General features: G+C 67.1%; 21 protein-coding genes and 1 riboswitch. Of the genes, 7 read left to right on the plus strand and 14 right to left on the minus strand.

What is annotated here, in order from left to right; translation table 11 throughout:
* Positions 1 to 22: 22 nt before the first annotated feature.
* From ACK4HJ_RS13580 to ACK4HJ_RS13590, 3 genes are all read right to left on the minus strand, one after another.
* Positions 23 to 973 carry a helix-turn-helix transcriptional regulator gene (locus ACK4HJ_RS13580; RefSeq protein WP_409832381.1) on the minus strand — a complete coding sequence of 317 codons (951 nt, stop codon included), beginning with the start codon at positions 971 to 973 and terminating at the stop codon, positions 23 to 25.
* A 339-nt stretch (positions 974 to 1,312) separates the two neighbouring features.
* Positions 1,313 to 2,410: a M14 family metallopeptidase gene (locus ACK4HJ_RS13585; protein ID WP_409832382.1), complete on the minus strand. Its 1,098-nt coding sequence runs from the start codon at positions 2,408 to 2,410 to the stop codon at positions 1,313 to 1,315.
* Between the two features lie 94 nt (positions 2,411 to 2,504).
* Positions 2,505 to 3,716 carry a M20 aminoacylase family protein gene (locus ACK4HJ_RS13590; protein WP_409832385.1) on the minus strand — a complete coding sequence of 404 codons (1,212 nt, stop codon included), beginning with the start codon at positions 3,714 to 3,716 and terminating at the stop codon, positions 2,505 to 2,507.
* Between the two features lie 78 nt (positions 3,717 to 3,794).
* Here ACK4HJ_RS13590 and argE point away from each other — a divergent pair, with 78 nt between their 5' ends.
* Positions 3,795 to 4,964, plus strand: a complete 1,170-nt coding sequence (argE, locus tag ACK4HJ_RS13595; protein ID WP_409832387.1) for an acetylornithine deacetylase — start codon at positions 3,795 to 3,797, stop codon at positions 4,962 to 4,964.
* A gap of 27 nt (positions 4,965 to 4,991) precedes the next feature.
* Here the strand turns inward: argE and ACK4HJ_RS13600 are convergent, their stop codons facing one another.
* The gene (locus tag ACK4HJ_RS13600) at positions 4,992 to 6,140 is read right to left on the minus strand and encodes an ABC transporter substrate-binding protein (protein WP_409832390.1); all 1,149 of its coding nucleotides are present in this window, start codon (positions 6,138 to 6,140) and stop codon (positions 4,992 to 4,994) included.
* Positions 6,141 to 6,336: 196 nt separating this feature from the next.
* Between ACK4HJ_RS13600 and ACK4HJ_RS13605 the strand changes: the two genes are divergently transcribed.
* A complete protein-coding gene (locus tag ACK4HJ_RS13605; RefSeq protein WP_409832392.1) occupies positions 6,337 to 8,430 on the plus strand; it encodes a molybdopterin-dependent oxidoreductase in 2,094 nt (697 codons plus the stop codon).
* A gap of 225 nt (positions 8,431 to 8,655) precedes the next feature.
* On the opposite strand, the gene ACK4HJ_RS13610 is transcribed toward ACK4HJ_RS13605, so the two are convergent.
* The 4 genes from ACK4HJ_RS13610 to ACK4HJ_RS13625 form a co-directional block, all read right to left on the minus strand.
* Complete coding sequence (locus ACK4HJ_RS13610) at positions 8,656 to 9,339, minus strand: type 1 glutamine amidotransferase domain-containing protein (RefSeq protein WP_409832394.1); 684 nt, start codon at positions 9,337 to 9,339, stop codon at positions 8,656 to 8,658.
* Positions 9,340 to 9,645: 306 nt separating this feature from the next.
* Positions 9,646 to 11,994, minus strand: a complete 2,349-nt coding sequence (locus tag ACK4HJ_RS13615) for a penicillin-binding protein 1A (RefSeq protein WP_409832395.1) — start codon at positions 11,992 to 11,994, stop codon at positions 9,646 to 9,648.
* Between the two features lie 159 nt (positions 11,995 to 12,153).
* A riboswitch (glycine riboswitch) is annotated at positions 12,154 to 12,243 on the minus strand.
* Positions 12,244 to 12,351: 108 nt separating this feature from the next.
* Positions 12,352 to 13,512: an iron-containing alcohol dehydrogenase gene (locus ACK4HJ_RS13620; protein ID WP_409832398.1), complete on the minus strand. Its 1,161-nt coding sequence runs from the start codon at positions 13,510 to 13,512 to the stop codon at positions 12,352 to 12,354.
* Positions 13,513 to 13,701: 189 nt separating this feature from the next.
* Positions 13,702 to 14,619: a LysR family transcriptional regulator gene (locus ACK4HJ_RS13625; protein WP_409832401.1), complete on the minus strand. Its 918-nt coding sequence runs from the start codon at positions 14,617 to 14,619 to the stop codon at positions 13,702 to 13,704.
* Between the two features lie 131 nt (positions 14,620 to 14,750).
* Here ACK4HJ_RS13625 and ACK4HJ_RS13630 point away from each other — a divergent pair, with 131 nt between their 5' ends.
* Both ACK4HJ_RS13630 and ACK4HJ_RS13635 read left to right on the plus strand, forming a co-directional pair.
* A complete protein-coding gene (locus ACK4HJ_RS13630; RefSeq protein ID WP_409832404.1) occupies positions 14,751 to 15,773 on the plus strand; it encodes a zinc-binding alcohol dehydrogenase family protein in 1,023 nt (340 codons plus the stop codon).
* A gap of 142 nt (positions 15,774 to 15,915) precedes the next feature.
* Positions 15,916 to 16,329, plus strand: a complete 414-nt coding sequence (locus tag ACK4HJ_RS13635; protein WP_409832407.1) for a VOC family protein — start codon at positions 15,916 to 15,918, stop codon at positions 16,327 to 16,329.
* 116 nt (positions 16,330 to 16,445) lie between these two features.
* Here ACK4HJ_RS13635 and ACK4HJ_RS13640 read toward each other — a convergent pair whose 3' ends face one another.
* Both ACK4HJ_RS13640 and ACK4HJ_RS13645 read right to left on the minus strand, forming a co-directional pair.
* Positions 16,446 to 17,423, minus strand: coding sequence for a Bug family tripartite tricarboxylate transporter substrate binding protein (locus tag ACK4HJ_RS13640; RefSeq protein ID WP_409832410.1), 978 nt, complete (start codon positions 17,421 to 17,423; stop codon positions 16,446 to 16,448).
* Between the two features lie 98 nt (positions 17,424 to 17,521).
* Positions 17,522 to 18,535 carry a fumarylacetoacetate hydrolase family protein gene (locus tag ACK4HJ_RS13645; RefSeq protein WP_409832413.1) on the minus strand — a complete coding sequence of 338 codons (1,014 nt, stop codon included), beginning with the start codon at positions 18,533 to 18,535 and terminating at the stop codon, positions 17,522 to 17,524.
* A 102-nt stretch (positions 18,536 to 18,637) separates the two neighbouring features.
* On the opposite strand from ACK4HJ_RS13645, the gene ACK4HJ_RS13650 reads away from it, so the two are divergent.
* The 3 genes from ACK4HJ_RS13650 to ACK4HJ_RS13660 all read left to right on the plus strand — a co-directional run bounded on the left by ACK4HJ_RS13650 (position 18,638) and on the right by ACK4HJ_RS13660 (position 21,238).
* Positions 18,638 to 19,420 carry an IclR family transcriptional regulator gene (locus tag ACK4HJ_RS13650; protein WP_409832415.1) on the plus strand — a complete coding sequence of 261 codons (783 nt, stop codon included), beginning with the start codon at positions 18,638 to 18,640 and terminating at the stop codon, positions 19,418 to 19,420.
* Between the two features lie 64 nt (positions 19,421 to 19,484).
* Positions 19,485 to 20,678, plus strand: a complete 1,194-nt coding sequence (locus ACK4HJ_RS13655) for a DUF3108 domain-containing protein (protein ID WP_409832418.1) — start codon at positions 19,485 to 19,487, stop codon at positions 20,676 to 20,678.
* A 260-nt stretch (positions 20,679 to 20,938) separates the two neighbouring features.
* On the plus strand, positions 20,939 to 21,238 hold the full coding sequence (locus tag ACK4HJ_RS13660; RefSeq protein ID WP_409832421.1) for a DUF3567 domain-containing protein: 300 nt from the start codon (positions 20,939 to 20,941) through the stop codon (positions 21,236 to 21,238).
* Positions 21,239 to 21,386: 148 nt separating this feature from the next.
* Here ACK4HJ_RS13660 and ACK4HJ_RS13665 read toward each other — a convergent pair whose 3' ends face one another.
* From ACK4HJ_RS13665 to ACK4HJ_RS13680, 4 genes are all read right to left on the minus strand, one after another.
* Positions 21,387 to 22,475: an AbrB family transcriptional regulator gene (locus ACK4HJ_RS13665; protein ID WP_409832422.1), complete on the minus strand. Its 1,089-nt coding sequence runs from the start codon at positions 22,473 to 22,475 to the stop codon at positions 21,387 to 21,389.
* A gap of 167 nt (positions 22,476 to 22,642) precedes the next feature.
* Entirely contained in the window at positions 22,643 to 23,197 is a 555-nt protein-coding gene (locus ACK4HJ_RS13670) for a hemerythrin domain-containing protein (protein ID WP_409832425.1), read from the minus strand.
* A gap of 4 nt (positions 23,198 to 23,201) precedes the next feature.
* Positions 23,202 to 23,615, minus strand: a complete 414-nt coding sequence (locus tag ACK4HJ_RS13675) for a ribonucleotide reductase subunit alpha (RefSeq protein ID WP_409832428.1) — start codon at positions 23,613 to 23,615, stop codon at positions 23,202 to 23,204.
* 27 nt (positions 23,616 to 23,642) lie between these two features.
* A complete protein-coding gene (locus ACK4HJ_RS13680; RefSeq protein WP_409832430.1) occupies positions 23,643 to 24,308 on the minus strand; it encodes a nitroreductase in 666 nt (221 codons plus the stop codon).
* Positions 24,309 to 24,332: the final 24 nt, after the last annotated feature.

Raw genomic sequence — 24,332 nt, forward strand, 5'->3', positions numbered from 1 at the left:
GGCTTGCGGCCCGACCGCAGCGCTACGCGTTACGCAGCGCCGCCACCAGCTCCAGCTTGTTGCGCACGCCCAGCGCGGTGTACACGGTGCGCAGGTAGGTGCGCACCGTGGCGGGCGTGAGGCCCAGGGTGGCCGCGATGTCCTTGTTGGACTGCCCCTGCGCGTAGAGCGTGGCCACGCTCAGTTCGCGCGGGGCCAGCGCCTGCTTGTACTGGCGCGAGGCGATGCTGAGCGCGACCAGCGGGCCGCAGGGCTCCAGCCGCAGGCGGCAGGCCTTGCCCAGCACCAGGTTGCAGGGCGCGCCGGGCAGCGCATGCACCACGGCTGCGGGCAGGCGGGTGCCCACCCAGTCCGGGCAGGCCGCGCGCAGGGCCTGGCCGATGCGCAGGCCCGCGAACAGCAGTTCGCCCGTGGGCTGGGCGAGTGCAAAGCTGTCCCACGGCCGGCGGGGCGAATCGGTATGCAGGCGCTGCAGCCGGTGGTGCCAGTGCTGCAGCAAGTGCAGCACGAACTCGCCAAACAGGACGGTTTCGGCATCGGTGAATTCGGTGCGCGTGCGGGGGCGGTAGACCGACACAAAAAACAGCAGGCCACTGTGCGGCAGCTCGGCCGTGAGGGCCATGCAGTGGTACAGGCCGTGACGCTCGGCAAAGGCCACCACCTGTGGGTCTTCGGGCAGCGCACCGGCCACGTCGCGCTCGCGGATCACCTCGCCCAGGTGGCGCATGGAATGGTGGGCAAAGCCGTCCACTGCGGCCAGGGCGTTCCACTCGTCGGCAAAGCCCCGGGCCAGGCCGATGCTGCCGTGCAGCCAGTTGCGCGGGGCGGCCTGCGCGCGCGGCGTGCGGCCGTCGCCCGGGGCCTTGCGCCCATCGCGACTATCGCGCCTGTCACGCCCATCACCCCACTCACCGGCCGACACCTCGCCCCACCAGGCGCAGTCGAACGGCACCAGGCCGCGCAACGTGTGCAACGCCTGGCGCAGCAGGTCCTGCGGGGGGTGTGCTGGGCCTGCTCAGACAGCGCGAGCAGGCTGCGGCTGAGCGCCCGCAGCTTGTGCAACTCGGGCGTCTGCGCGGAGGCGTCTGTGAACGCGGGGCCGCTCATGCCGCGGTATGTACGTTCACGGGCGGTGCAAACAAGGCGGGGAAGGCCGTGGCCATGGTGTCTCCTGGTTTTTTGGAGAACGATGGTAGCCGCCGCGCTGACGTGGTCGGTTGAGCCCTAGAGCGCCGAACCCTTAGCAGCTATCTTATTCATAGCTGCTAGCGCTTTCTGGATAAGCGCTAGAGGCACTTTCTATTCATATTTTTTATTGGGCCAGACCTTCTACCGCCTGGAACATCGACTGCCGCGCCTGGCTCACGATCTGGCCCTTCCACATGTCGGTGTCGGTGTAGAACGCGGCCAGCATCTGCGCCTTGATCTGCGCAGCCTTGTCGGCGGGGGTGTCGGGGTGCAGGTTCAGCCACTGCTCCGCGCGGATGGCGTTCATCACGTCGAGCACGGGCACGGTGCCGTACTCCATCGCAATGCCGGTGTATTCAGCATGGGGGCATTCGTCGTAGATGGCGGTCCACATCAGCCCGGTGAGAAAAGCCGAGGTGGATGAGCCGTCGTAGATCGACGTGACCGGCGTGGCGCCGCCGCCGTCCCACCAGGCGCGCGCGCGGGCCACGGCCACGGCGTCGTCGTTGCCCGCGTAGATGCGCTCGCCATGGCCGCTGGGGCCCAGGCCCGTGTGCAGGTCGATCCAGGCGATCTGCGACGCGGCCGCGCCGTGCTGGCGCAGCACCTGGCGCAGCGTGCGGTTGCTCCAGGTGGGTTCGGTGCCGCCAAAGAACACGCCCTGCGGAAACTCGTGCTGGCCCTGCGAGATAGCGGCCTGCCACGCGGCCTCGCCCTTGGTTGCGATGTACTCCGCCACCGCCGCCTGGTTCTCGGGGCCGGGGGGCCACTGCTCGGGCAACAGCAGGGGCTGCACCTCGCGATAGGCGGCGTTCACGGGCAGGGGTTTACTGAAGTCCTGGAAGTTGCGGTTCAGGTCCACGTTCTCGTGCGTGAAGCGGCGCACGTGCGAGAAGCCATAGGGGTTGAGCGCGTGGATGTAGAGCGTGGCCACACCGGCATCGCGCGCCTTGGCGCGCCACTCGGCATCGTGCAGTGCAAACACCTGCACGCCGCTGCCGCAATAGCCTTCCACGCCATGGCAGGCACTGCTGACGATGAGCAGCTTCTTGGCATCCGCCGGGCCGTCGCGCACCACGTCCATGGCCAGGTCTTCGCCGTCGCGTCCCTTGAGCGGGTGGGGGTGCGATTCGATGGGCAGGCCAGCGGCTGCGGCGGCCTCCAGAAACTTTGTGCGCGCCTGGGCGTAGCTCTGCGAGAAGGCTTCAACGATTCCGGTCATGGACAGGGCTTTCACGAGTCAGTGGGGAAACAATGCAAAAGAAAACCCGGGCACGCGCGCTGCGTGCGCCCGGGTATCGAGGAGGGACGGGGCGTCAGGCCGCTTTGGCCGGCTGCGCCAGCCACTCTTCGGCCAGCTTGACCCAGTAGGTGGCGCCCAGCGGGATCAGGTCGTCGTTGAAGTCGTAGCTGGGGTTGTGCAGCATGCAGGGGCCGCCGCCATGACCCATCTCGCGGTGCTGTCCGTCGCCATTGGCGATGAAGCAGTAAGCGCCGGGCTTGGCCTGCAGCATGTAGGCAAAGTCTTCGGCGCCCATGGTGGGCTCCTGGGGCAGCACATGCTCTTCGCCCACGATGGTGGCCATCACCTTGCGGGCAAACTCGGCTTCGGCGGGGGAGTTGATGGTGGGCGGGTAGTTGCGCACAAACTCGAACTCGCAGGTTGCATCGTGCGCCGCGCAGGTGTGCTCGGCAATCTGGCGCATGCGCTTTTCGATCAGGTCCAGCACTTCCACGGTGAAGGTGCGCACCGTGCCCTGCAGCTCCACACTGTCGGGCACCACATTGGTGGCTTCGCCCGCGTGGATCATCGTCACCGAGATCACGCCCGCGTCCACCGGCTTCTTGTTGCGGCTGATGATGGTCTGGAAGGTCTGCACCATGCCGCAGGCAATCGGCACCGGATCGATGCCTGTGTGCGGCAGGGCCGCATGGCCGCCCTTGCCGCGCAGGGTGATCTTGAATTCGCTGGTCGATGCCATCACCGGGCCGGGGCTCACGGCAAAGGTGCCCACGGGCATGCCGGGCCAGTTGTGCATGCCGTACACCGCTTCCATGGGGAACTGCTCGAACAGGCCGTCCTCGATCATCACGCGGGCACCGCCGCCGCCTTCTTCGGCCGGCTGAAAGATCAGGTACACGGTGCCGTCAAAGTTGCGGTGCTTGGCAAAGTGCTGCGCGGCGGCCAGCAGCATGGCCACGTGGCCGTCGTGGCCGCAGGCGTGCATCTTGCCGGCGTGCTTGCTGGCGTGAGCAAAGGTGTTGAACTCCTGCATGGGCAGCGCGTCCATGTCGGCGCGCAGACCGATGGCGCGGCCGTTGGCGCCCCCATCGCGCCCCTTGACGATGCCCACCACGCCCGTCTTGCCCAGGCCCCGGTGGATGGGAATGCCCCACTCGGTGAGCTTTTGCGCCACCACGTCGGCGGTGCGCACCTCCTCAAAGCACAGCTCGGGGTGGGCGTGAATGTCCCGGCGCACGGCGGCAATACTGGCCGCCTGCGTGACGATGGAGTCGATAACGTTCATGATATGTGTCCTTACGATCTCACAGTCTAGCCCGAGAGCAACACACGTGCCAACCCGGGTTAATTACCAGTCCTCACCATGATTTCCCCCCACGCCCTTGAGCTTGCGCAAACCCTGGTGCGCATGAACACCGTCAGCCACAACTCCAACCTGGAGCTGATCCACTTCATCCGCGACCACCTGGCCAGGCTGGGCGTAAAAAGCCGCCTGACCTTCAACGAGGACAAGACCAAGGCCAACCTGTTCGCCACGCTGGGCGAGGGCAAGCCCGCAGGCATCATCCTTTCAGGCCACACCGACACCGTGCCGTGGGACGGGCAGGACTGGACCATGGACCCGCTGAGCGCGCTGGTCAAGGACGGCCCCGAAGGCCCCAGCCTGTACGGGCGGGGCAGCGCCGACATGAAGGCGTTCATTGGCGTTGCCGTGTCGCAGGCCGAGCAGTTCCTGAACAGCGATGCGCCGTTCGCCCTTCACTACGCGTTCAGCTACGAGGAAGAGATCGGCTGCTTTGGCGTGAAGGAACTCATCGCCGACATGCGCGACGCGAACATCAAGCCCCTGGCCTGCATCGTGGGCGAGCCCACCAGCATGGTCCCCGCGATCGCGCACAAGGGCGTGTACCGCTACAAGTGCTGCGTGCGCGGCAAGGAGGCGCATTCGTCCCTCACGCCGCATTCGGTCAACGCCATCGAGATGGCCGCCCGCGTGGTGGGCCGGGTGCGCGACATGGCGGAAGACTTTGAAAAGAACGAGCCCCGCTTCGAGGGCTTTGACGTGCCCTTTTCGACCAGCAGCGTGGGCCAGTTCCACGGCGGCATTGCCGACAACGTGGTGCCGCGCGACGCCGAGTTCCGCTACGAGTTCCGCGACCTGCCCACGGCCAATGCGGCGCAGATGCAGTCCGAGGTGGTGGCCTACGCCAAGTCGCTGGAGCCTGCGATGAAGAAGGTGGCGCCCGCAGCGGGCTTTGAATTCGAGACCATCTGCGAGATCCCGAGTTTTCTGGTCAGCAAGGACGACCCGGTGACGCGCCTGGCGCAGGAGCTGTCGGGCGAGAAAGGCACCACGCTGGTGGCCTTTGGCACCGAGGCGGGCCTGTTCAAGAACGCGGGCATCTCCACCGTGGTGTGCGGCCCCGGCAGCATCCAGCAGGCCCACCAGCCGGATGAATACGTGACCTTGGAGCAGCTCGCGCGCTGCGAGGCCTTCATGCAGGGCCTGGCGCGCACGCGCACCCTGGGCTGATGTCCGGGACGGGCGCCCCGGCGTCCGTCAGGTCCTGACGCGGCCGTCGCCGGTCAGCATCGACATCTCGACAAACCTGGACGCTGCGTGGCTGGTCGAGCTGAACGTTACCGGAAAGCCCGAGATCACCTGGCTGCCCAGCGACTCGATGCCGGTGATCAAACCTTCGCGCGTGAGCTTGCCGCCGTTTTGCGACTGCCGCAGGCCTTCGGCAAAGATGCGGGCGGCAAGGAAGCCTTCCATGCTGGAGTAATTGGCCTGCACCTTGTCGCCGCCCTTCTTGATGGCCTCCAGAAACTCGCGCGTGATCTGGCGCGAGGGCTGGTAGGGCGAGGGCACCACCTGCGACACCACCACACCCGCACCGTCCTTGCCCAGCTCGTCGGCCAGCGCCTGCGTGCCCACAAACGATACGTTGTAGAACGTACCGCCATAGCCCGCCTTGCGCGCGGCACGCACAAACGCAGCCGCAGCGGAATAGGCCGAGATCTGCACCACGGCATCGGGCTTGGCAGCCACCAGCTTTTCCACCGCCATCTTCACGTCGGTTGAATTGCGCTCCACCGTGGCCGTGGCCACCGGCGCGAGCTTGAGTTCCGCCAGCGCGCGGGTCACGCCGTCGAGCCCCGCCTTGCCGTAGGCGTCGTTCTGGTGGAACACCGCGATCTTCTGCAGGCCCAGATTGGTCAGCTGGCGGACGATGAGCGCGGTTTCGTCGTAGTACGAGGCGCGCACATGAAAGATCAGCCGGTTGAACGGCTGGCGCAGCGCCTCGGCACCCGTGAAGGGGCCAAAAAACGGCACCCGCTCCTTGGTGAAGATCGGCAGGGCTGCAAGGCTGGTGGGCGTGCCGATATAGCCAAACAGGGCAAACACATCTTCGGCAATGAGCTTGCGGGTGTTTTCGGCGCAGCGGTCGGGCTCGTAGCCATCGTCCATGGTGCGGATCTCGATCGTGCGCTTGCCCACGCCGCCCTGCGCGTTGAGCTGGTCAAAATACAGCTTGGCACCCAGGTTGAACTGCACGCCCAGCTGGGCTGCGGGGCCCGTGAAGGCGGCAGACTGGCCGAGCACGATGCGGCCTTCGCTCTGGGCGTGTGCCAGGTGAAAGCCCCCGAGCGCGGCGGCACCCAGGCCAACGGAAAACTGCCTGCGTCCCAAGCCCTTGTGGTTCATGGTGAAATCCTGTCTATCTGAAAGTAAAACGGTTGCCACTGCAAGGCATGGCCCCTTGGGGGCCGGAACACGGACAGCGCCAATGCCGACGCCCGCAACCATGATTTCCGCCTGCTCACGGCGCTCTGTAACCGCAGCGGTGGTGCGCCTTGGCAATAACCCTAAGTGTACTGACCGTTACCCCACAGCAATAGCCATGCCCATTTCGCCCACCCGCCCATCGGCAGATTCCTCCTCCGTACGGGGCGCGTGCCCCCACGACTGCCCGGACACCTGCGCGCTGCTGACCACCGTGGAAAACGGCATCGCCACCCGCGTGCAAGGCAACCCCGCACACCCCCACACCGACGGCGTGCTGTGCGCCAAGGTGAGCAAATACACCGAACGCACCTACCACCCCGAGCGCATCCTCACACCGCTCAAACGCACGGGTGCCAAGGGCAGCGGGCAGTTCACCCCGGTGAGCTGGGACGAGGCCCTGGCCGACATCGCCCAGCGGCTGAAGGCCATCGCCGCCCGCAACCCCGAAGCCATCCTGCCCTACAGCTACGCCGGCACCATGGGCATGGTGCAGGGCGAGAGCATGGACCGCCGCTTCTTCCACAAGCTCGGCGCATCGCAGCTGGACCGCACCATCTGCGCATCGGCCGGGGCCGAGGCCCTGGTGCAGACCCTGGGCGGCAAGGTGGGCATGAAGGTGGAGTTTTTTGCCGAGTCGCAGCTCATCATCATCTGGGGCAGCAACTCCATCGGCAGCAACCTGCACTTCTGGCGCTATGCCCAGCAGGCCAAGCGCAATGGCGCCAAGCTGGTGTGCATCGACCCCCGCAAAAGCGAGACGGCCGACAAATGCCACGAGCACATTGCCCTGCGCCCCGGCACCGACGCGGCGCTGGCACTGGCGCTGATGCACGAGCTGATCGCGAACGACTGGCTGGACCACGACTACATCGCCCGCCACACGCTGGGCTGGGACCAGTTGCGCGAGCGCGCCCTGCAATGGCCGCCCGAGCGCGCGGCCGAGGTGTGCGGCATTCCGGTGGAGCAGATCCGCCAGCTGGCCAAGGACTACGGCACGACGAAGCCCGCCGCCATCCGCCTGAACTACGGCATGCAGCGCGTGCGTGGCGGCGGCAATGCGGTGCGCGCCGTGGCCTGCCTGCCCGCGCTCACGGGCGCGTGGCGCCACCGCGCGGGCGGCGTGCTGCTGTCCAGCTCGGGGCAGTTTCCGGCACAGCGCGGCGTGCTGCAGCGGCCGGACCTGCTGCCCGGTGGCAAGACACCGCGCACCATCAACATGTCCACCATCGGCAACGACCTGCTGCGCGAGACCTCGCCCGCCTTCGGCCCGAAGGTGGAGGCCATCGTGGTCTACAACAGCAACCCCGTGGCTGTTGCGCCGGATTCGGGCAAGGTCGTGCAGGGCTTTGCGCGCGATGACTTGTTCACCGTGGTGCTGGAGCACTTCAAAACCGACACGGCCGACTACGCCGACTACATCTTGCCCGCCACCACGCAGCTCGAAGCCTGGGACATCCACCTGAGTTACGGCCACACCGACGTGCTGCTCAACCGCCCCGCCATCGCGCCGCTGGGCGAGGCGCGCAGCAACGCACAGATCTTCCGCGACCTGGCCGCGCGCATGGGCTTCAACGAGCCCTGCTTTGCCGACAGCGACGAGGCCCTGTGTCGCCAGGCCTTTGGCGACGCGGTGGACTACGCGCTGCTCGAAACCCAGGGCTTTGCCACGCTGACTATTCCCGATGCGCCGTTCGCCGAGGGCAACTTCCCCAGCCCCAGCGGCAAATGCGAGTTCTATAGCGCCCGTCTGGCCGCGCAGGGGCTGGACGGCCTGCCCGACCACCTGCCCAACTACGAGCTACAGGGCACGGATGCCCGCTACCCGCTGGCCATGATCTCCCCGCCCGCGCGCAACTTTTTGAACTCCACCTTCGTGAACGTGCAGAGCCTGCGGAACATCGAAGGCCGCCCAATCCTGGAGCTCCACCCCGACGATGCCGAAGCACGCGGCATTGCCAACGACGCCGTGGTGCGTGTGTTCAACGACCGGGGCAGCTACCTGTGCCACGCCACCGTCTCGCGCCGCGCCCGGCCCGGCGTGGTCAACGGCCTGGGCATCTGGTGGCGCAAGCTGGGGCTCAATGGCACCAACGTGAACGAGGTGACCAGCCAGGCGCTGACCGACCTGGGGCGTGCGCCCACGTTCTACGACTGTCTGGTGGAAGTGGAGGCCTGCGCAGCGGCAGCACGGGCGCCGGCCTCTGCCTGACAGCCGCTTTACGGCGACGGCGGGCCCCCCAGATTTCGCGCGCGGACTTCGACAAGGCAGCGGCAACGGTCTCTTGAGACAGCATTCAATATTCAAAATTGATAGCTGCTAGCGATTTTCCATCAAGCGCTAGAGGCGAATTCTGCTTGAAATTTTCTGGGTAATTGCGCCACCGCACTGCGCAATGGCCAAAGGAGCCGAAGCCCCTTTTTTTATTCGCATTGATCACTTGCCCAGTTGACGGAGCAACGCCTTGGCGCCCGGCTCTGACGATGCCGGGTTCTGCCCCGTGATCAGCGTGCCATCGGTCAACACATGGGGAGCCCAGTCGGCGCCATGGGAGTAGTTTCCGCCGTTGGCCTTGAGCATGTCTTCCACAAGAAAAGGGACGATTTTGGTGAGCTGCACGGCCTCTTCTTCGCTGTTGGTGAACCCCGTCACTTGCTTGCCCTTGACCAGCGGGGCGCCATCGGGCGCCTTGGCATGGCGCAGCACGCCGGGCGCATGGCAGACCAGTGCCAGCGGCTTGCCGGCAGCAAAGGTCTTTTCGATGAGCGCGATGGACTGCGCGTCTTCCGCCAGGTCCCACAGAGGGCCGTGGCCGCCGGGGTAGAACACGGCATCAAAGTCCTCGGCCTTCACGCTGGACAGCGGCACGGTGCTGGCCAGCTGCTTTTGCGCCTCGGCATCGGCCTTGAAGCGGCGCGTCGCATCGGTCTGAGCGTCTTTGTCGTCGCTCTTGGGGTCCAGCGGGGGCTGGCCGCCGCGGGGCGATGCGAGCGTGATCTGCATGCCGGCATCTTTGAACACGTAGTACGGTGCAGCAAACTCTTCCAACCAGAAGCCGGTCTTCTTGCCGGTGTCGCCCAGCTGGTCGTGGGACGTCAGAACCATGAGGATGTGTGCCATGGAGGTCGCTTTCGTTGTGGGGTTGACTTGAAAAAACCAAACTTCCACCGTACCAGCCACAAGGCCGCTTGTCCCCTGATGCCGGCAGGTTTGCGGCATTGGCTTACAGCGTGGCACTGCCAAGCGTCGTGCGCCCTTCGCAGTCCAACGCGGGTGCCGCGCCAGAAGGAGCGCCACAGGTTGGAGAGGGTAAAGCTCAGCCACTGCGCCGCTATCGCACCTTGGAACCAACGCGGTGCAGCGATGCAGAATTACTCCATTTTTGATAGCTGCCAGCGCTTATCCATCAAGCGCTAAGCCCCAATTTCATTCAAACCTCTCCAGCGCCCCGGCCAAGTCGCGACGCCCGTCCGCGCCGCATTCGAACGGGCTATGCACAAAGGCAGTACGGTCATCCACGCAAGTACCAAAAACGTACTCTGGGTACAGATAGTCGTCGCCAAAGCGCATCAGGTCGATTGGCATGGTGCGCACAACCGGCTTGCGCCCCTGCACGGCCACGGCCATGTAGTCGGTCCATACCGGCAACGCCAGGGTGCCGCCGGTGTGCCGGCCCAGGCTGCGCGGCTGGTCGTATCCGATCCACACGACAGATGCCACGCCCGACGAGTAGCCCGCAAACCACACGTCGCGCGCGTCGTTGGAGGTGCCGGTCTTGCCCGCCACATCGGGCCGGCCCAGCGTCTTGGCGCGCCTGCCGGTGCCGTGCTCGACAACGTCGCGCAGCATGCTGTCGAGCACAAAGGCATTGCGCTCGGACACCGCAGTGGCCCGGGGCGATGGGCCCTCAGCTTCGTACAGCACCTCGCCGCCGCGCTCGCTCACCTTGCGAATCAACCGGGGCTGCACCAGCGCGCCGCCATTTGCAAACACGGCGTAGGCTTGTGTGAGCTGCAGCGGCGTGACGGCACCCGCCCCCAGCGCCAACGGCAGCCGGGGCGGGTTGAGCGCGGGGTCAAAACCAAAGCGGGTGGCGAACTGCTGCACATGCTGCGCGCCCGCCGCCTCCATCAGGTTGACGGCCACCATGTTCTTGGAGCGCACCAGGCCACGCCGCGCGGAAATGAAGCCTTCGTAGTTGCCGCCGTAGTTGCGCGGGCGCCAGGCGGCGCGGCCCCGTGCGGCGGGGGTGACCACGCGCTGCGAGTCATCAACCAGCGTACCGGGTGCATAGCCTTTTTCCAGCGCGGCGGAGAAGATGAATGGCTTGAAGGTGGAGCCGGGCTGGCGCTGGGCCTGCACCGCGTGGTCGAACTGGTTCAGCGCGTGATCGAAGCCGCCGGTAAGTGCCAGGATCTCCCCGGTTTCCGTGTCCATGGAGACAAGCGCTCCCTCCATCGCGGGCAGTTGCGCCAAGCTCCACTGCCGGCGCGCGTCGGCCACCACGCGGATCACTGCGCCGGGCGCGATGCACCGCTGCGGGGGAGCATCGGGCGCCAAGGCAGCGCGGGCGCTGGCGCTCAACCGGTTGCGCGGAATCTGCACGCGCGTGCCATCGCGCAGCAGTGCGGCAATGCCGCCCGCCTGCGACGCCTCGCGCACCAGGGCCACGCGCAGTTCACCACTGTCCCGGTACGGCGCCAGCGCCGCACGCAGAGCCTCGGGGTGGCCGGTGCGGGCAGTCTCGGCGTGCGGCAGCCGGGCTTCGGGGCCCGCATAGCCCTGCGACTCCTGCGCGCGCAGCAGGCCGTCGCGCAACGCGCGCGTGGCAGCCTGCTGCTCTGCGAGGCGCAGGGTAGTGACCACGTCCAGGCCCAGCGAATACGCCGCTTCGCCAAACCGGCCCACCACCATCTTGCGCGCTTGCTCCACAGCAAAGGCTGCGGCCGGGTCGATGGAGCGCGGCTGCGTGCGCAGCGCGGGCACCTCGGCACTGGCCGCGTCGTAAGCGGCGGTGTCCAGGTAGCCCAGCGCGTGCATGCGCTGCAGGATGTACTGCTGGCGCACGGTGGCGCGTTCGCGGTTGGCCACCGGGTTGTACGCGGATGGCGCCTTGGGCAGGCCTGCCAGCATCGCGGCCTCGGCCACCGTCAGCTCGTCCAGCGTCTTGTCGAAGTACACCGACGCTGCGGCCGCAAACCCGTAGGCCCGCTCGCCCAGGTAGATCTGGTTCATGTACAGCTCCAGGATCTTGTCCTTGCTGTACGTAGCCTCCAGCTTGTAGGCCAGCAGGATCTCCATGAGCTTGCGGCTGTAGGTTTTGACACGGCTCAGGAAGAACACCCGCGCAACTTGCATGGTGATGGTGCTGGCCCCCTGAGCGTGCTCGCCCGTCACCACATTGCGCAGCGCGGCGCGCGCCAGCCCGGTGAAGTCCACCGCGCCATGTTCGTAGAACCGCGCATCCTCAATCGCCAGCAGCGCCTGGCGCATGTGCAGCGGTATCTGGCCGATGGGCACAAATTCTCGGCGCTCCTCGCCAAACTCGGCCAGCAAGCTGCCGTCGGCGGCATAAATGCGCAAGGGCAGTTGGGGGTCGTAGTCGGCCAGGTGTTCCACGATGGGCAGCTGCTGCCACAGCAGGTGCAGCACATAGGCCCCACCGGCGCTGCCGGCCAGGACGAGGCCCAGGAGAAAGCCGCAGAAAAATTTCAGCGCCGCGCGCTTTGGGGAAGTTGGCGCGACGGGCGCGACTGCAGAGGGTGAGGAGGACATCGAAGGAAACGGTGGCTGGGCAGTGCCCGCACAAAAGCGGGTCTGCAGCGCCTCTCCCCCTGTCCTTGGTACCTGAGAGTTTCAGCTGCGGTGGCAGCCAGCCCCTTCGGTGGACCCCGCCCGCATGGCGCGGTGCGGTGGCCTCTCTCCAGTCGGCGATGGTCTCTTGCGGTCCGGGTGCCTGAGCGATGATGGGAGTTTGCGCCTTCGGCGGGGGCGGCGCGCGCCCCTCTCTCCCGCAAGATCAGGGCGGACTCTAACCCACCAGGTCTCACCCACCGGCGCAAACCAAACCCTGGCGGCAGGTTATTTTTTGAGCCATGCGCCCCGGGCGGCCGGGGTGACCTGGGTGGCCGTTTACAGCGCGGCTTCGAGGATGCGGCGGCTCACGGCGGGCGTGATCTCGCGCTGCTCGCCCAGGGCGACCATGCCATGCGCCTCGAGCTGCGCCACGGCGGCGTCTACCGTGTCGGGCCCGAGTCCGTAGCCCGTCAGGCGCGTGGCGATGCCCATGCTTTCAAAGAAATCGCGCGTGCGATCGATGGCGGCGGTGATGCGCTCGTCGTCCGTGCCGGTGGTGATGCCCCACACGCGCTCGCCGTATTGCAGCAGCTTGGCACGCTTGGCCACGCGGCGCTCGTTGAGCAGCGCGGGCAGCACGATGGCCAAGGTGCGCGCATGGTCAATGCCGTGCAGGGCCGTCAGCTCGTGGCCGATCATGTGCGTGGCCCAGTCCTGTGGCACGCCTGCGCCGATCAGGCCGTTGAGCGCCATGGTGGCGGCCCACATGAGGTTGGCGCGGTCGTCGTACACGGGCTCGGGTGCCGTCAGCAGGCGCGGGCCCACCTCGATCAGCGTCTGCAGAATGCCTTCGGCAAAGCGGTCCTGCACGGGTGCGTTGACGGGGTAGGTGAGGTACTGCTCCACCGTGTGCACGAACGCATCCACCACGCCGTTGGCCAGCTGCTGGGGTGGCAGGGTGTAGGTCTTGGTGGGGTCGAGCACCGAGAACACGGGGTAGGTATGGCGGCTGCCGAACGACAGCTTGGCGCCTTTGGCTCGGTGGGTGATGACGCCGCCATTGTTCATCTCCGAGCCCGTGGCGGGCAGCGTGAGCACGGCGCCGAACGGCAGCGCGGCTTTCACGTTGCGGCCGAACTTCTCCAGGATGCTCCAAGGTTCGCCCTCAAAAGGCACGGCGGCGGCGATGAACTTGGTGGCGTCGATGACCGAGCCGCCGCCCACGGCGAGCAAAAAGTCAAACCCGCCTTCGCGGATCTGCGCGACCGCTTTCATCGACGTTTCGTAGCTGGGATTAGGCTCGATGCCGCTGAAGGTAGCGTGCGGGCGCTCGCCCAGCGCAGCGCGCACCTCGGCCAGCGTGCCGGTCTTTTCGGCGCTGGCACCGCCCACCAGGATCAGCACCTTGGCGGCGGCGGGCACGAGTTTGGCCAGGTCGGCAATGCGGCCCTGGCCGAAGGCGATGTGGGTGGGGTTGTGGAAGTCGAAATTCAGCATGATCGTCTTTCTACGTCAAATGCGTTGCCACAGCACTGGGCATCTGGCTGCGCAAGGGGTGCCGCGTTCGGTGCTGGCAGCGAGGGCGCGATTGTGCGGCGCACGGGTGCCGGGCGCTGGTCGCGTGTGCGATAGCCCTTCTGCCAGCAGAGCGTCGTGCGGCAGCCCCTGCACCAGGTGCCGACACCCTCATCGCGGCGCCAGCTCCATCAGCGCCTGCAGCCGCCCGGCCATGAAGTCGCGCAGCGCATGCACCAGCGGTGTGAACTGGCGGCGGCTGGGTGCGACCAGGAAGAGCGGCACGGCCTCTGTGGTCCAGCCGGGGCACAGCGGCACCAGCCGCCCGGCGGCCAGATCATCAGCCACATCAAAGTACGACTTGTACGCAATGCCCCGGCCCAGTACGGCCCAGCGGCGCACCACATCGCCATCGTTGGCCACGTTGCGGCTGCGCGCGCGCACCACCACCTCCTGGCCTGCGACATCCCAGAAGCGCCAGCGGTCGTGCACGTCCTCGCCCAGCATGAAGCACAGACCCTCGTGCGCGGCCAGCGCATGGGGTGTGTCTGGTGTGCCATGCGCTGCCAGGTAATCAGGCGATGCACAGAGCACGCGCCGGTGATCGGCGGCCAGCGGCAGTGCCACCAGGCTCGAATCCTGCGGCTTGCCGTAGCGAAAGGCAGCGTCCACCGGCTCGCTGTAGACATTGGCCACGCGGTCGGCCAGCTGCAGGCGGATGTCGATGCCCGGGTGCTCGGCCTGGAAGGCATCGAGCCAGGGCAGCAGCACATTGCGCCCCAGGTCCGACGGCGCGGCAAGCTGCAGCGTGCCGCGAAAGCCTCCGGCGCGCCCGCCCGCCAGCTGGCCTTGCACCTGCTGCAGCGCAGCCAGCGCGGGGCGGCAATGCTCCAGAAACAGTGCGCCATCCTGCGTGAGCCGCAGGCTGCGCGTGGAGCGCACGAACAGCGCCACGCCCAGCTCGGACTCCAGCCGCTTGAGCGCGGCACTCGCGGCGGCGGGGGTGAGGTCCAGCGCGCGGGCCGTGGCCGAGAGGCTGCCGCTGTCCACGGTGCGCACAAAGATGTCGAGGTCTTGCAGGCTTTTCATGGGGTGCCTTGGGTGCGCAGGGGTGTATTTTCAAACAATGATTGAAGATGGATTCAATCATCAGCCCATTTAAAAACAAACCGGCAAAACCCATGATCCAGGCACCCTTTGCTTGACCCCAGGATCTCTCCATGAAAGCCGTTGGCTACCAAACCGCCCACCCCATCGAGCACCCCGAATCGCTGCTCGACATCACCCAACCCGACCCCGTGGCCACCGGCCGCGACCTGCTGGTGGAAGTGCATGCCGTCTCTGTGAACCCTGTGGACACCAAAGTGCGCAAAAGCAGCTCGCGCAGCGGCGACGGCCCCGACTACAAGGTGCTGGGCTGGGACGCCAGCGGCATCGTGCGCGCCGTGGGGCCCGAGGTGACGCTGTTCCAGCCCGGCGACCGCGTCTGGTACGCAGGTTCCATCGCCCGCCCCGGCACCAACAGCGAACTGCACCTGGTGGACGAGCGCATCGTGGGCCACGCGCCGAAGTCGCTGGACTTTGCCGAGGCCGCCGCGCTGCCGCTGACCACCATCACCGCGTGGGAGCTGCTGTTTGACCGCCTGCGCGTGGCGCCCGGCAAGCAGCCTACTAACAAGACCCTGCTCATCATCGGGGCGGGCGGCGGCGTGGGCTCCATCCTCATGCAATTGGCGGCGCGGCTGACCAGCCTCACGATCATCGGCACCGCATCGCGCCCCGAAACGCAGCAGTGGGTGCGCGAGCTGGGCGCCCACCACGTCGTCGACCACAGCAAGCCCCTGACACAGGAGCTGGCGCGCATCGGCCACCCCACGGTGGACATCATCGTGAGCCTCACACAGACCGACGCGCACTTCGACCAGATCGTGGAGGCCATTGCGCCCCAAGGCCAGTTCGCCCTGATCGACGACCCGGTGTCGCTCGACGTGACGAAATTCAAGCGCAAGTCGGTGTCGGTGCACTGGGAGCTGATGTTCACCCGCGCGCTGTTCGGCACCGCCGACATGATCGGCCAGCATCGGCTGCTGACCGAGGTGGCGCAGCTGGTGGATGCGGGGCTGATTCGCACCACGCTGGACCAACGCTTTGGCACCATCAATGCCGAGAATTTGAAGCGCGCGCATGCGCTGATCGAGAGCGGCAAGGCGCGGGGCAAGCTGGTGCTGGAGGGGTGGGACTGAAGAGCGCCGGTCCGCTGAGTCCGAGGCAGCGGCGGGACGGCGTCTGAGGCGCGGTGGGGTTCTGTATCCGGGTGAAAATACTGTGTTTAAAATCAGTATTTCAGGTATAAAACCGCACACAACAACCCCAGGAGCCCCTCCCATGCTGGACCACATGACCTTCCGCGTCACCGACATCACCCGCGCCAAGGCGTTCTACACCGCCGCCCTCGCGCCTTTGGGCTACAGCCTGTGTTTTGAAGGCAACTACGGCTCGAACATGCTGGGCTTTGCCTACCCGGACCCGGCCGAACCCGACGGCAAAAAGGCCGATGTGTGGTTCATCGATGGCCCCTCGCCCTACGGCGGCCCGCCCGCCACCACGGGTTGCCACCTGGCGTGGCGCGCCACCACGCGGGCCCAGGTCGATGCCTTCTACCGCGCCGCCATGGAAGCCGGGGGCAAAGACAACGGAGCCCCGGGCCTTCGGCCCGACTACCACGAGAACTACTACGGCGCGTTTGTCATCGACCCGGAAGGCAACAACATCGAAGCGGTGTGCCACCTGCCGGAGTAAGAAACACCGCAGCCCCCGCAGAGGGCACGTCGCCAAGCGAGTGCACCCGTGGGACTGGCTTTGCCAGGCTACCGGGTGCGTCCCCCTGGGGGGAAGCGGCGCAGCCGCTCAGGGGGTCAGTCGAGTTTCACGCCTGCCGCCTTGATGATCTCGCCCCAGCGCTTGGACTCGGCGCGAGCCATGGTACGGAACTGCTCGGGCGTGCCGGGCAGGGCTTCCATACCGAAGTCGGTCATGCGCTTGACGACAGCGGGGTTGATGAGGGCCTTGTTCAGCTCGGCGTTCAGGCGCGTGGTGATGGCCGCTGGCAGGCCAGCGGGCGCCAGGATGCCCTGGAACGCGAAAACTTCGGTGTTGGGCACACCGGCTTCGGCCAGCGTGGGCACGTCGGGCAAGGCTGCCACGCGCTTGGCCGAGCCGATGGCCAGCGCGCGCACCTTGCCCGAGGTGATCACGGGCAGGCCGGCAGCCAGGTCCAGGAACATGCACGGCACCTGGCCGCCCATCACGTCCTGCAGCGCCGGCGCGGCGCCGCGGTAGGGGATGTGGGTGAGGAAGGTCTTGGTGCGGTTCTTGAACATCTCCATCGCCAGGTGGTGCGGCGAGCCGTTGCCGGGGGATGCGTAGTTCAGCTTGCCAGGGTTGGCGCGCGCGTAGTCCAGAAATTCCTTCACCGTCTTGGCTTCGAACGACGGGTGCACCACCAGCGCCAGCGGGAAGCGGCTGATGCCGCCCACGTAGGTGAAGTCCTTGTCTGGGCTGAACGGCAGCTTGGTGAACAGGTGTTCGTTGTAAGCCAGGATGGCGTTGTCGGCCGACATGAAGGTGTTGCCGTCGGGCTTGGCCGTGGCCACGGCCTGGCCGCCAATGTTGGTGGAGGCGCCTGGGCGGTTGTCCACAATGATTTGCTGGCCCAGCGTCTGGCGCATGGCCTCGGCCACGGTGCGGGCCAGCACGTCGGTGCCGCCACCAGCGGGGTACGGCACCACCCAGCGCAGGGGCTGGTCGGGCCAGGCGGACTGGGCGGCGGCCCAGGGCGCGGCGGTGGTGGCGCCTGCGGCGGCCAGGGCGGACAAGAGGGTTCTGCGTTGCATGGGGTTGTCTCCTTGATACTACTGATTTGATAGCTGCTTGCGCTTATCCATAGCGCGCAAGCAGCCGTTTTTGTTCAAATTTTTTCCTGACCGGGCACTCAAGCAGCGGGGGCTGCAATCGCTTGGTCAATGGCACCGAAGATGCTGGCGCCGTCCTTGCCCTTGATCTCGATGCGTATGGTGTCGCCGAACTTCATGAATTCGGTGCTGGGCTTGCCGTCCTGGATGGTCTCGATGCAGCGCTTTTCGGCGATGCAGCTGTAGCCCTTGGGCCATTCGGTGCGGCCGTTGGCGTCGGTGATGCCCTTGTTGCTCACGGTGCCGCTGCCGATGATGGAGCCCGCGCGCAGGTTGCGGGTCTTGGCCACATGGGCGATCAGCTGGCCGAAGTGGAAGGTCATTTCAGGGCCGGCGTCGCACATGCCGACCTTCCGGCCGTTCCAGGTGGATTGCACGGTCAGGTTGACACGGCCGTGGTCCCAGGCATCGCCCAGTTCGTCCAGCGTGACAGCCACGGGGCCGAAGGCGGTGGCGGGCTTGCTCTGGAAGAAACCGAAGCCCTTGGCCAACTCGGCTGGGATCAGGTTGCGCAGGCTCACGTCGTTGGCAATCATCACCAGGCGGATGCCGTCCAGTGCTTGGTCGGCGTTGGTGCCCATCTTCACGTCGCCGGTGATGACGGCAATCTCGGCCTCGAAGTCGATGCCCATGGCTTCGCTGGGCACCACCACGTCGTCACAGGGGCCGATGAAGTCGTCGCTGCCGCCCTGGTACATCAGGGGGTCGGTATAGAAGCTTTCAGGCACTTCGGAGTTGCGCGCTTTTCGCACCAGTTCAACGTGGTTGATGTAAGCCGAGCCGTCCGCCCACTGGTAGGCGCGGGGCAGCGGGGCCATGCACTGCTTGGGATCGAACGGGAAGGCATGGCGCGCGCGGCCGCTGTTGAGCTGGTCGTACAGGTCCTGCAACTGGGGCGAGAGGAAGCCCCAGTCGTCCAGCACTTGCTGCAGCTTGCTGGCAATGCCGGTCGCATAATGGGCCGTGCCCAGGTCGCGCGAGACGACAACCAGTTGGCCGTCGCGCGAGCCGTCTTTGTAGGTAGCAAGTTTCATGGTGGCAGGACCTTTGTCTCAGGGTGGTTAGAACGTGCCCTTAGCGGAATTACGCCTGGGTAAATTGATTTAACTAAACAAAACTCGCAAATTTTAGTGCACATGGACAAAGAACGTGCAGGAATTCAATCGGTCGAGGTCGGTTTTTCCCTGCTGGAGGGGCTGACACGCTCGCGCGGGCCGCTGATGCTCAAGGATGTGGCCGCCTCGGCCGGCATGAGCGCAGCCAAGGCACACCGGTATCTGGTGAGCTTTCAGCGCCTGGGCCTGGTCACGCAAGACCCGCGCACCGCCCGGTATGACCTGGGCCCTGCGGCGCTTAAGCTGGGGCTGGCGTCGCTCACACGGCTCGATGGCGTGCGCCTGGCCCGGGAACGCATGCCCGCCCTCATGGAAACCATTGGCCACACCCTGGCGCTGGCCGTGTGGGGCAACCATGGCCCCACCATCGTGCACTGGGAGGAGTCGCCCCAGGCTGTCACTGCCAACCTGCGGTTGGGCGACGTGATGCCGCTGCTCTCGTCGGCAACCGGCCGCTGCTTTGCGGCCTACATGCCGACCGAGTTGGTGGCCCCCCTGTTGAAGGAAGAACTGGCCCGCGCCGTAAAGATGCGCCGCACCGACCTGCCCGCCACCATGGCCGAAGTGAACGCCCTGCTGGCCGAGGTGCGCGAGCGCGGCGCCGCCCGCGTGGTAGACACGCTGCTGCCGGGCATCGTCGCCTTCTGCGCCCCGGTGTTCGATGCCGACGGCCACCTGGAGCTGGGCATCACCACGCTGGGCTCGGTGGCCACCTTCGACCCGGAATGGGACGGCGCCATCGACGCGCCGCTCCGCGCGGCGGCGGCACAACTCTCCAGCGACCTGGGCGCGGGCAACGCGTGAGCGGCAGGCGTTGATCTCAGCTTTTTTGACTCTTATAGCTGCGCGCTACTCGGACTGACCACGGATGCCCCGGCGCGCGCTTGTCTTCATCACTCTCCTGGTGCTGGCCCTGCACTGGCTGGTGCTGCAGGGCGTTCCCCTGCACTGGGACCACCCGGCGCCCCCGTCCGGCCAGGTGTTCAGCACACGCAGCATTGCGGCGCCAGCGCCGCCGCCGATTCCCCCGGCCCCCGCGAAAGCTGCCCAGGCGGCGCCCCCGGTGGCGGCCCCGGCCAAACCGCGCCCGCGCCCCCAACCGCCTGCCGGGCCCACTACCGCCCTGCCCGTGGCGGCCCCCGCCGCCGCCCCGCCTTCAGAAGACGGCCCGGGCGCGGGGGCCGACGTGTTGGCCGACGCTGCCCCGGCAGCGCCCGCACAGGAATCGGGCGCCTCAAACAGTGACGCCGCCGCCCTTGCCAGTGATGAAGCGGCGCCAGACGGGGCGACCACGGCCGCAGCCCTGGCATCGTCACCCGAAGCCGCCATCCCTGCGCCGCCGCCCACCGAGGCCGTGTCCGGCGTGGACATCACCCCGCCCGGCGCGGGCACGGGCGCCCAGCCCAGCACCACGTCGCCGCCCGTGCGCCTGCCGCCGCCCACCCGGCTGGCGTTTGACGTGAGCGGGCAGGCTAAGAAGTTCACGTACATCGCCCGGGCCGAACTGCTGTGGCAGCACGATGGCAACCGCTACCAGGCGCGCCAGGAGCTGAGCGCGTTTCTGGTGGGGTCACGATCACAAAGCAGCACGGGCCTGGTCACCGCCCAGGGCCTGCAGCCCGAGCGGTTTGCAGACCGCTCCCGCAACGAGCAGGCCGCGCATTTCGACTACGCGAAAGGCCGCATCGTCTTCAGCGCCAACACACCCGAGGCGCCCGCGAGCCCCGGCGCGCAAGACCGCCTGAGCGTGTTCATCCAGCTGGGCGCCCTGCTGGCGGCCGACCCGGGGCGCTTTGTGCCGGGCACCCAGCTCACGCTGACCACGGTGAGCGCGCGCAGCGCCGACCGCTGGACCTTCACCGTGGAGGGCCCCGAAACCCTAGAGTTGCCCGCAGGCCCCACGCAAGCCCTCAAGCTGCAGCGCCTGCCCCGCAAGGACTACGACCAGAAGGCCGAGTTGTGGGTGGCGCCTGCGCTGGGCTATCTGCCGGTGCGCATTCGCATCACCCAGGCGAACGGGGACTTTGCGGACCTGCAGTTGCGCAGCAGCAGCGCACCCTGAACGCTCCACGGTAGCCCTTGCGAACCTGTTGCGCCCACGCGCCAGCCACGCAAAAAAGCCCCACTTGCCGGGTGCCCGGCGGTTTTCATGAAATACTGTTTCGCAGCAGGGTCGATGCGGTGTCGGAAGCGATGGGACACAAAATCGCTCGGGTCAGACAAGACGCCACCGCTCCGCCGGGATTTCCCGCAAGCCGCCCCCGGGGCTTGAACTCTGTGTGAATGCGGTCATCTGACTTTGTAATCAACCAGGGGAACACGATGCACATGCTCTACGACTCAGAATCCTTTGTGGTGGTCCACATGCTGCCCGACGCCGTGGAGAAAAAAAGCACCCAGGCACTGAACGACACCGCTCCCGCTGCGCCCCGGCTGGCACGCCACGGTTTCGAGATCGTGGACAAGCGATCAGGCAAAGAGGTGTATCTGGACGGCTCCTGGGCCGAAATGTTCCAGGAACAGATCTTGGCCTGGCAGCGCGATACCCCCACGCAGGAAGAAGTAGAGGATGCGCTGGACCGCTATGCGGGGCTGGCGCAGAACCCGGTGGTGGTGCACTAAGACACCCCCCTGAGCCGCTGCGCGGCTTCCCCCCGCTATCGCTGCGCTGCGCTTCGCGGGCAAGGAGACGATGTCCTCGCTGCGGGGCGGCCCTTGCTTGGCATCCCTGGCCCTCGGGCGCGCCAGTTTTTTCGTACAGTTCTTCTCTTCAAACCTTTAGTGCCTGGTGTTCGTCCCTGGGATAGATCCGCCGGTACAGTGGGTCCACCAGCATCAGGACGGCAATCAGCCGGCAGACCTGGAAGGCCGTCACCACCGGCACGCCCAATTGCAGCACCTTGGCGGTGATGGCCATCTCGGCGATGCCGCCGGGGGATGTGCCCAGCAACAAGGTCACCCACGGCAACCCGGTCGCCCAGGCCATCGCGGCGGCGAACCCCGCGCAGATGGCCATCAGGCCCAATGTGCCCACGGCCACCGTGGCCAGCCAGCGCGGCGCGGTGTGCAAGAACTCCCGGCGAAACCGCACGCCCAGGCTCACGCCAATCACGAGCTGCGCCGCATTCACCAGCCCTTGCGGAACGGCCGACAGACCCAGGCCCGCCATGGTGAGCCCCATGGACACCAGCATCGCGCCCATGAACCAGGGGTTGGCGCGGCCCAGCCGGTCCATCGCCACCGCCCCCAGCCCGGTCATCAACGCCAGCAACGCCAGCCCAGGCCAGTTCACCACCCGCACCGTGGGCGGCAGAATGTCCAGCCCGTGCAGGCCGCTCCACTGCAGCGCAAACGGGATGGAGACCGTGACGATCAGCAGGCGCAGGCTGTGGCTGGCGGCAACCAGGTCGGTGCGCGCGTTTTCGCGCTCGGACAGCAAGGTCATTTCGGACGCAGCGCCGATAGCGCCCGAAAAGTAGCTCGTGGCCCGCATCATCGGCGCGGGCACGCCGTGCATGCGCGGCGCATGCATGCGGTAGAGCCACGCGCCAAACAGCCAGCCGAGCAAAAGCGCCCAGCCAACGGCCAGCACGATGGCCCACCAGAGCCCGCCAATCAGGGCAACCACCTCCGGGGTGAAATACAAGCCCAGCGCAGCGCCAATGGTCCACTGCCCGGCATTGCGCAGCGGGCCCCAGCTTTCGGTGGGCGCGCCGCCGATCGACAGCAGCGAGGTGGCCAGCAGCGGGCCGATCATCCAGGGCAAGGGGGTGTTGAGCGCCACGCAGGCCGCCGCAGCGGCCCAGGCCAGAGCCAGGGTCAGCGCCACGCGGGTGGCGAGCAAGAAATAAGCATGCATACGGCCCGCCAGTATCGCCCGGGCGCGCGGGGGCCGCCGCCGGGCGCCGTGCCCGTGGGGCATGGCGGGCATCGCGGTTTGGCACCGGATTTCAGGTCAAATCGACCTCCAGCGCTTATCCAGCAAGCGCTAGCAGCTATTAATAAAGAAGCATCAAAGAAAGGGCATCAAAGCGGGCGTGCAGGTGCCCCGCGCCGCGCGGCCATCTCTTGCCCCATGGGCGCAAGGTCCGCAGGCGGCAGCAGGGCTTGTGCGGCGGGGTAGGCCACGGATTCCTCGCCCTCGATGTGCTGGCCGTAGCGCCCGGCGAAGCGCTCGAACGCGGCAGCGTCGGCTTCGGTGAAGACGGCCTGCCGCCCCTCGGCCAGGGCCAGCAGCGGCAGGCGCGCGGCGGCCCAGTCGGCGGACATGCAGGCGTGGTCGTGCTGCAGGCGCCGCACCAGCGCCACCACGCCGGGCGTGCCCTGGGCCAGCAGCAGCGGAAAGACGTGCAGTTCCTCGTCCTCGTGGTGCAGCGGCGCGGCGATGTCGAAATAGCGCAGCACGTCGCGCGCGGCCTGGCGCGCGGGCTCGTCCGCCGCGCCCTGGGCCTGCACGTGGCCGCGCAGACGCTGCAGCAGGGCCAGCGTGCGCTGCACGCGCTCGTGGCAGGCTTCGAGCATGGCGAACGGCTGCTCGAAGCCCACGGCCGGGGCGTTGAAGCCGGGCAGTGCGGCCGCCATGGGGCTACCCGAACTGCACGGGCTGGCCGTGCCGGTCGAACGGGATGTAGGCACCGTGCGCGCCGCCCTTGATCGCATCGACCATGCGCTGCAGGGGCGCCTCGGCGTCGGCGCTGGTGGGCGCCTTGCCGGGCGTGCCGGACAACGCCGCCGCAAACACCACGGCCCAGTCATGGCCGGGAGCGGTGAACTGGCTGGCCTCTTCCACGAGGGCGCTGAACGAGAGCAGTTCCTGCGGGGTCTTGTCCACGCACATCAGCGGCACCAGCGCACCGCCTTGCCCGGCCTCGAAGCGCGCGCGCTGGGCGGGGGTGGCGTCATCGGGCAGCTCAGCGGCGGCGAAAACGAACAACAGGCGCTGGGGCTCGGGCTGCATGCGCGCAGCCTGCAGCAGGTCATCGAAGCTGGAAATGTCCATGGATAAAGCTCACATCAAAAAAAGAATTCAGAAACCAGGCGCCACATCGCCGTGCGGGCCGAGCGTGCTCACGTAGGTGCTGGCGGCGGGCCGGGCGCGCGCGGCCTTGCGCGACTGTACGGTGCCGATGCTGATGAAACACAGGGCCTGCTCGGACGGTGCCAACTGGAACAGCGCGCGCAGGCTGTCCGCCTTGAGCGCCTTGCCGCTGGTCAGCGCAGAACCATACCCCTGCGCCGTGGCCATCAGCAGCATGTTCTGCACGGCGCAACCGGCCGAGACAGTGCGCTCGGCCAGGTCAATATCGGCATCGCCGCGCTCGGCATCGACCACGGCCAGCAAAAGCACGGGCGAGCGGTAGGCCTTTTCGCGGGCCTGTTCGGCCTGCTGGGGCGTGGCGGCGGGGTCGCGCTCGCGCAGCGCCTGGGCAAACACGTCCGCCAGCGCCTTGCGCGACGCCTCGGGCACCAGGATGAAACGCCAGGGCACGAGCTGCCCATGGTCGGGCGCATGGGCGGCCGCCTGGAGGATCTGCAGCAGCTCCGCACCGGCCGGCCCGGGCGAACCCAGGCGCTTGGGCAAGATGGTCTGCCGCGAATGGATCAGCGCGGCCGCCATGCCCGCGGCATCGTCAGCCACGGGGGCCGCGGCAGGCAGGGAGGAAGGGTTCAAGGGCCAGGGGATGACTGCCATTGCAAATCCTTGAACCTAGAAACG

Source organism: Acidovorax sp., from assembly GCF_046294525.1.
GTDB lineage: Bacteria > Pseudomonadota > Gammaproteobacteria > Burkholderiales > Burkholderiaceae_C > Acidovorax.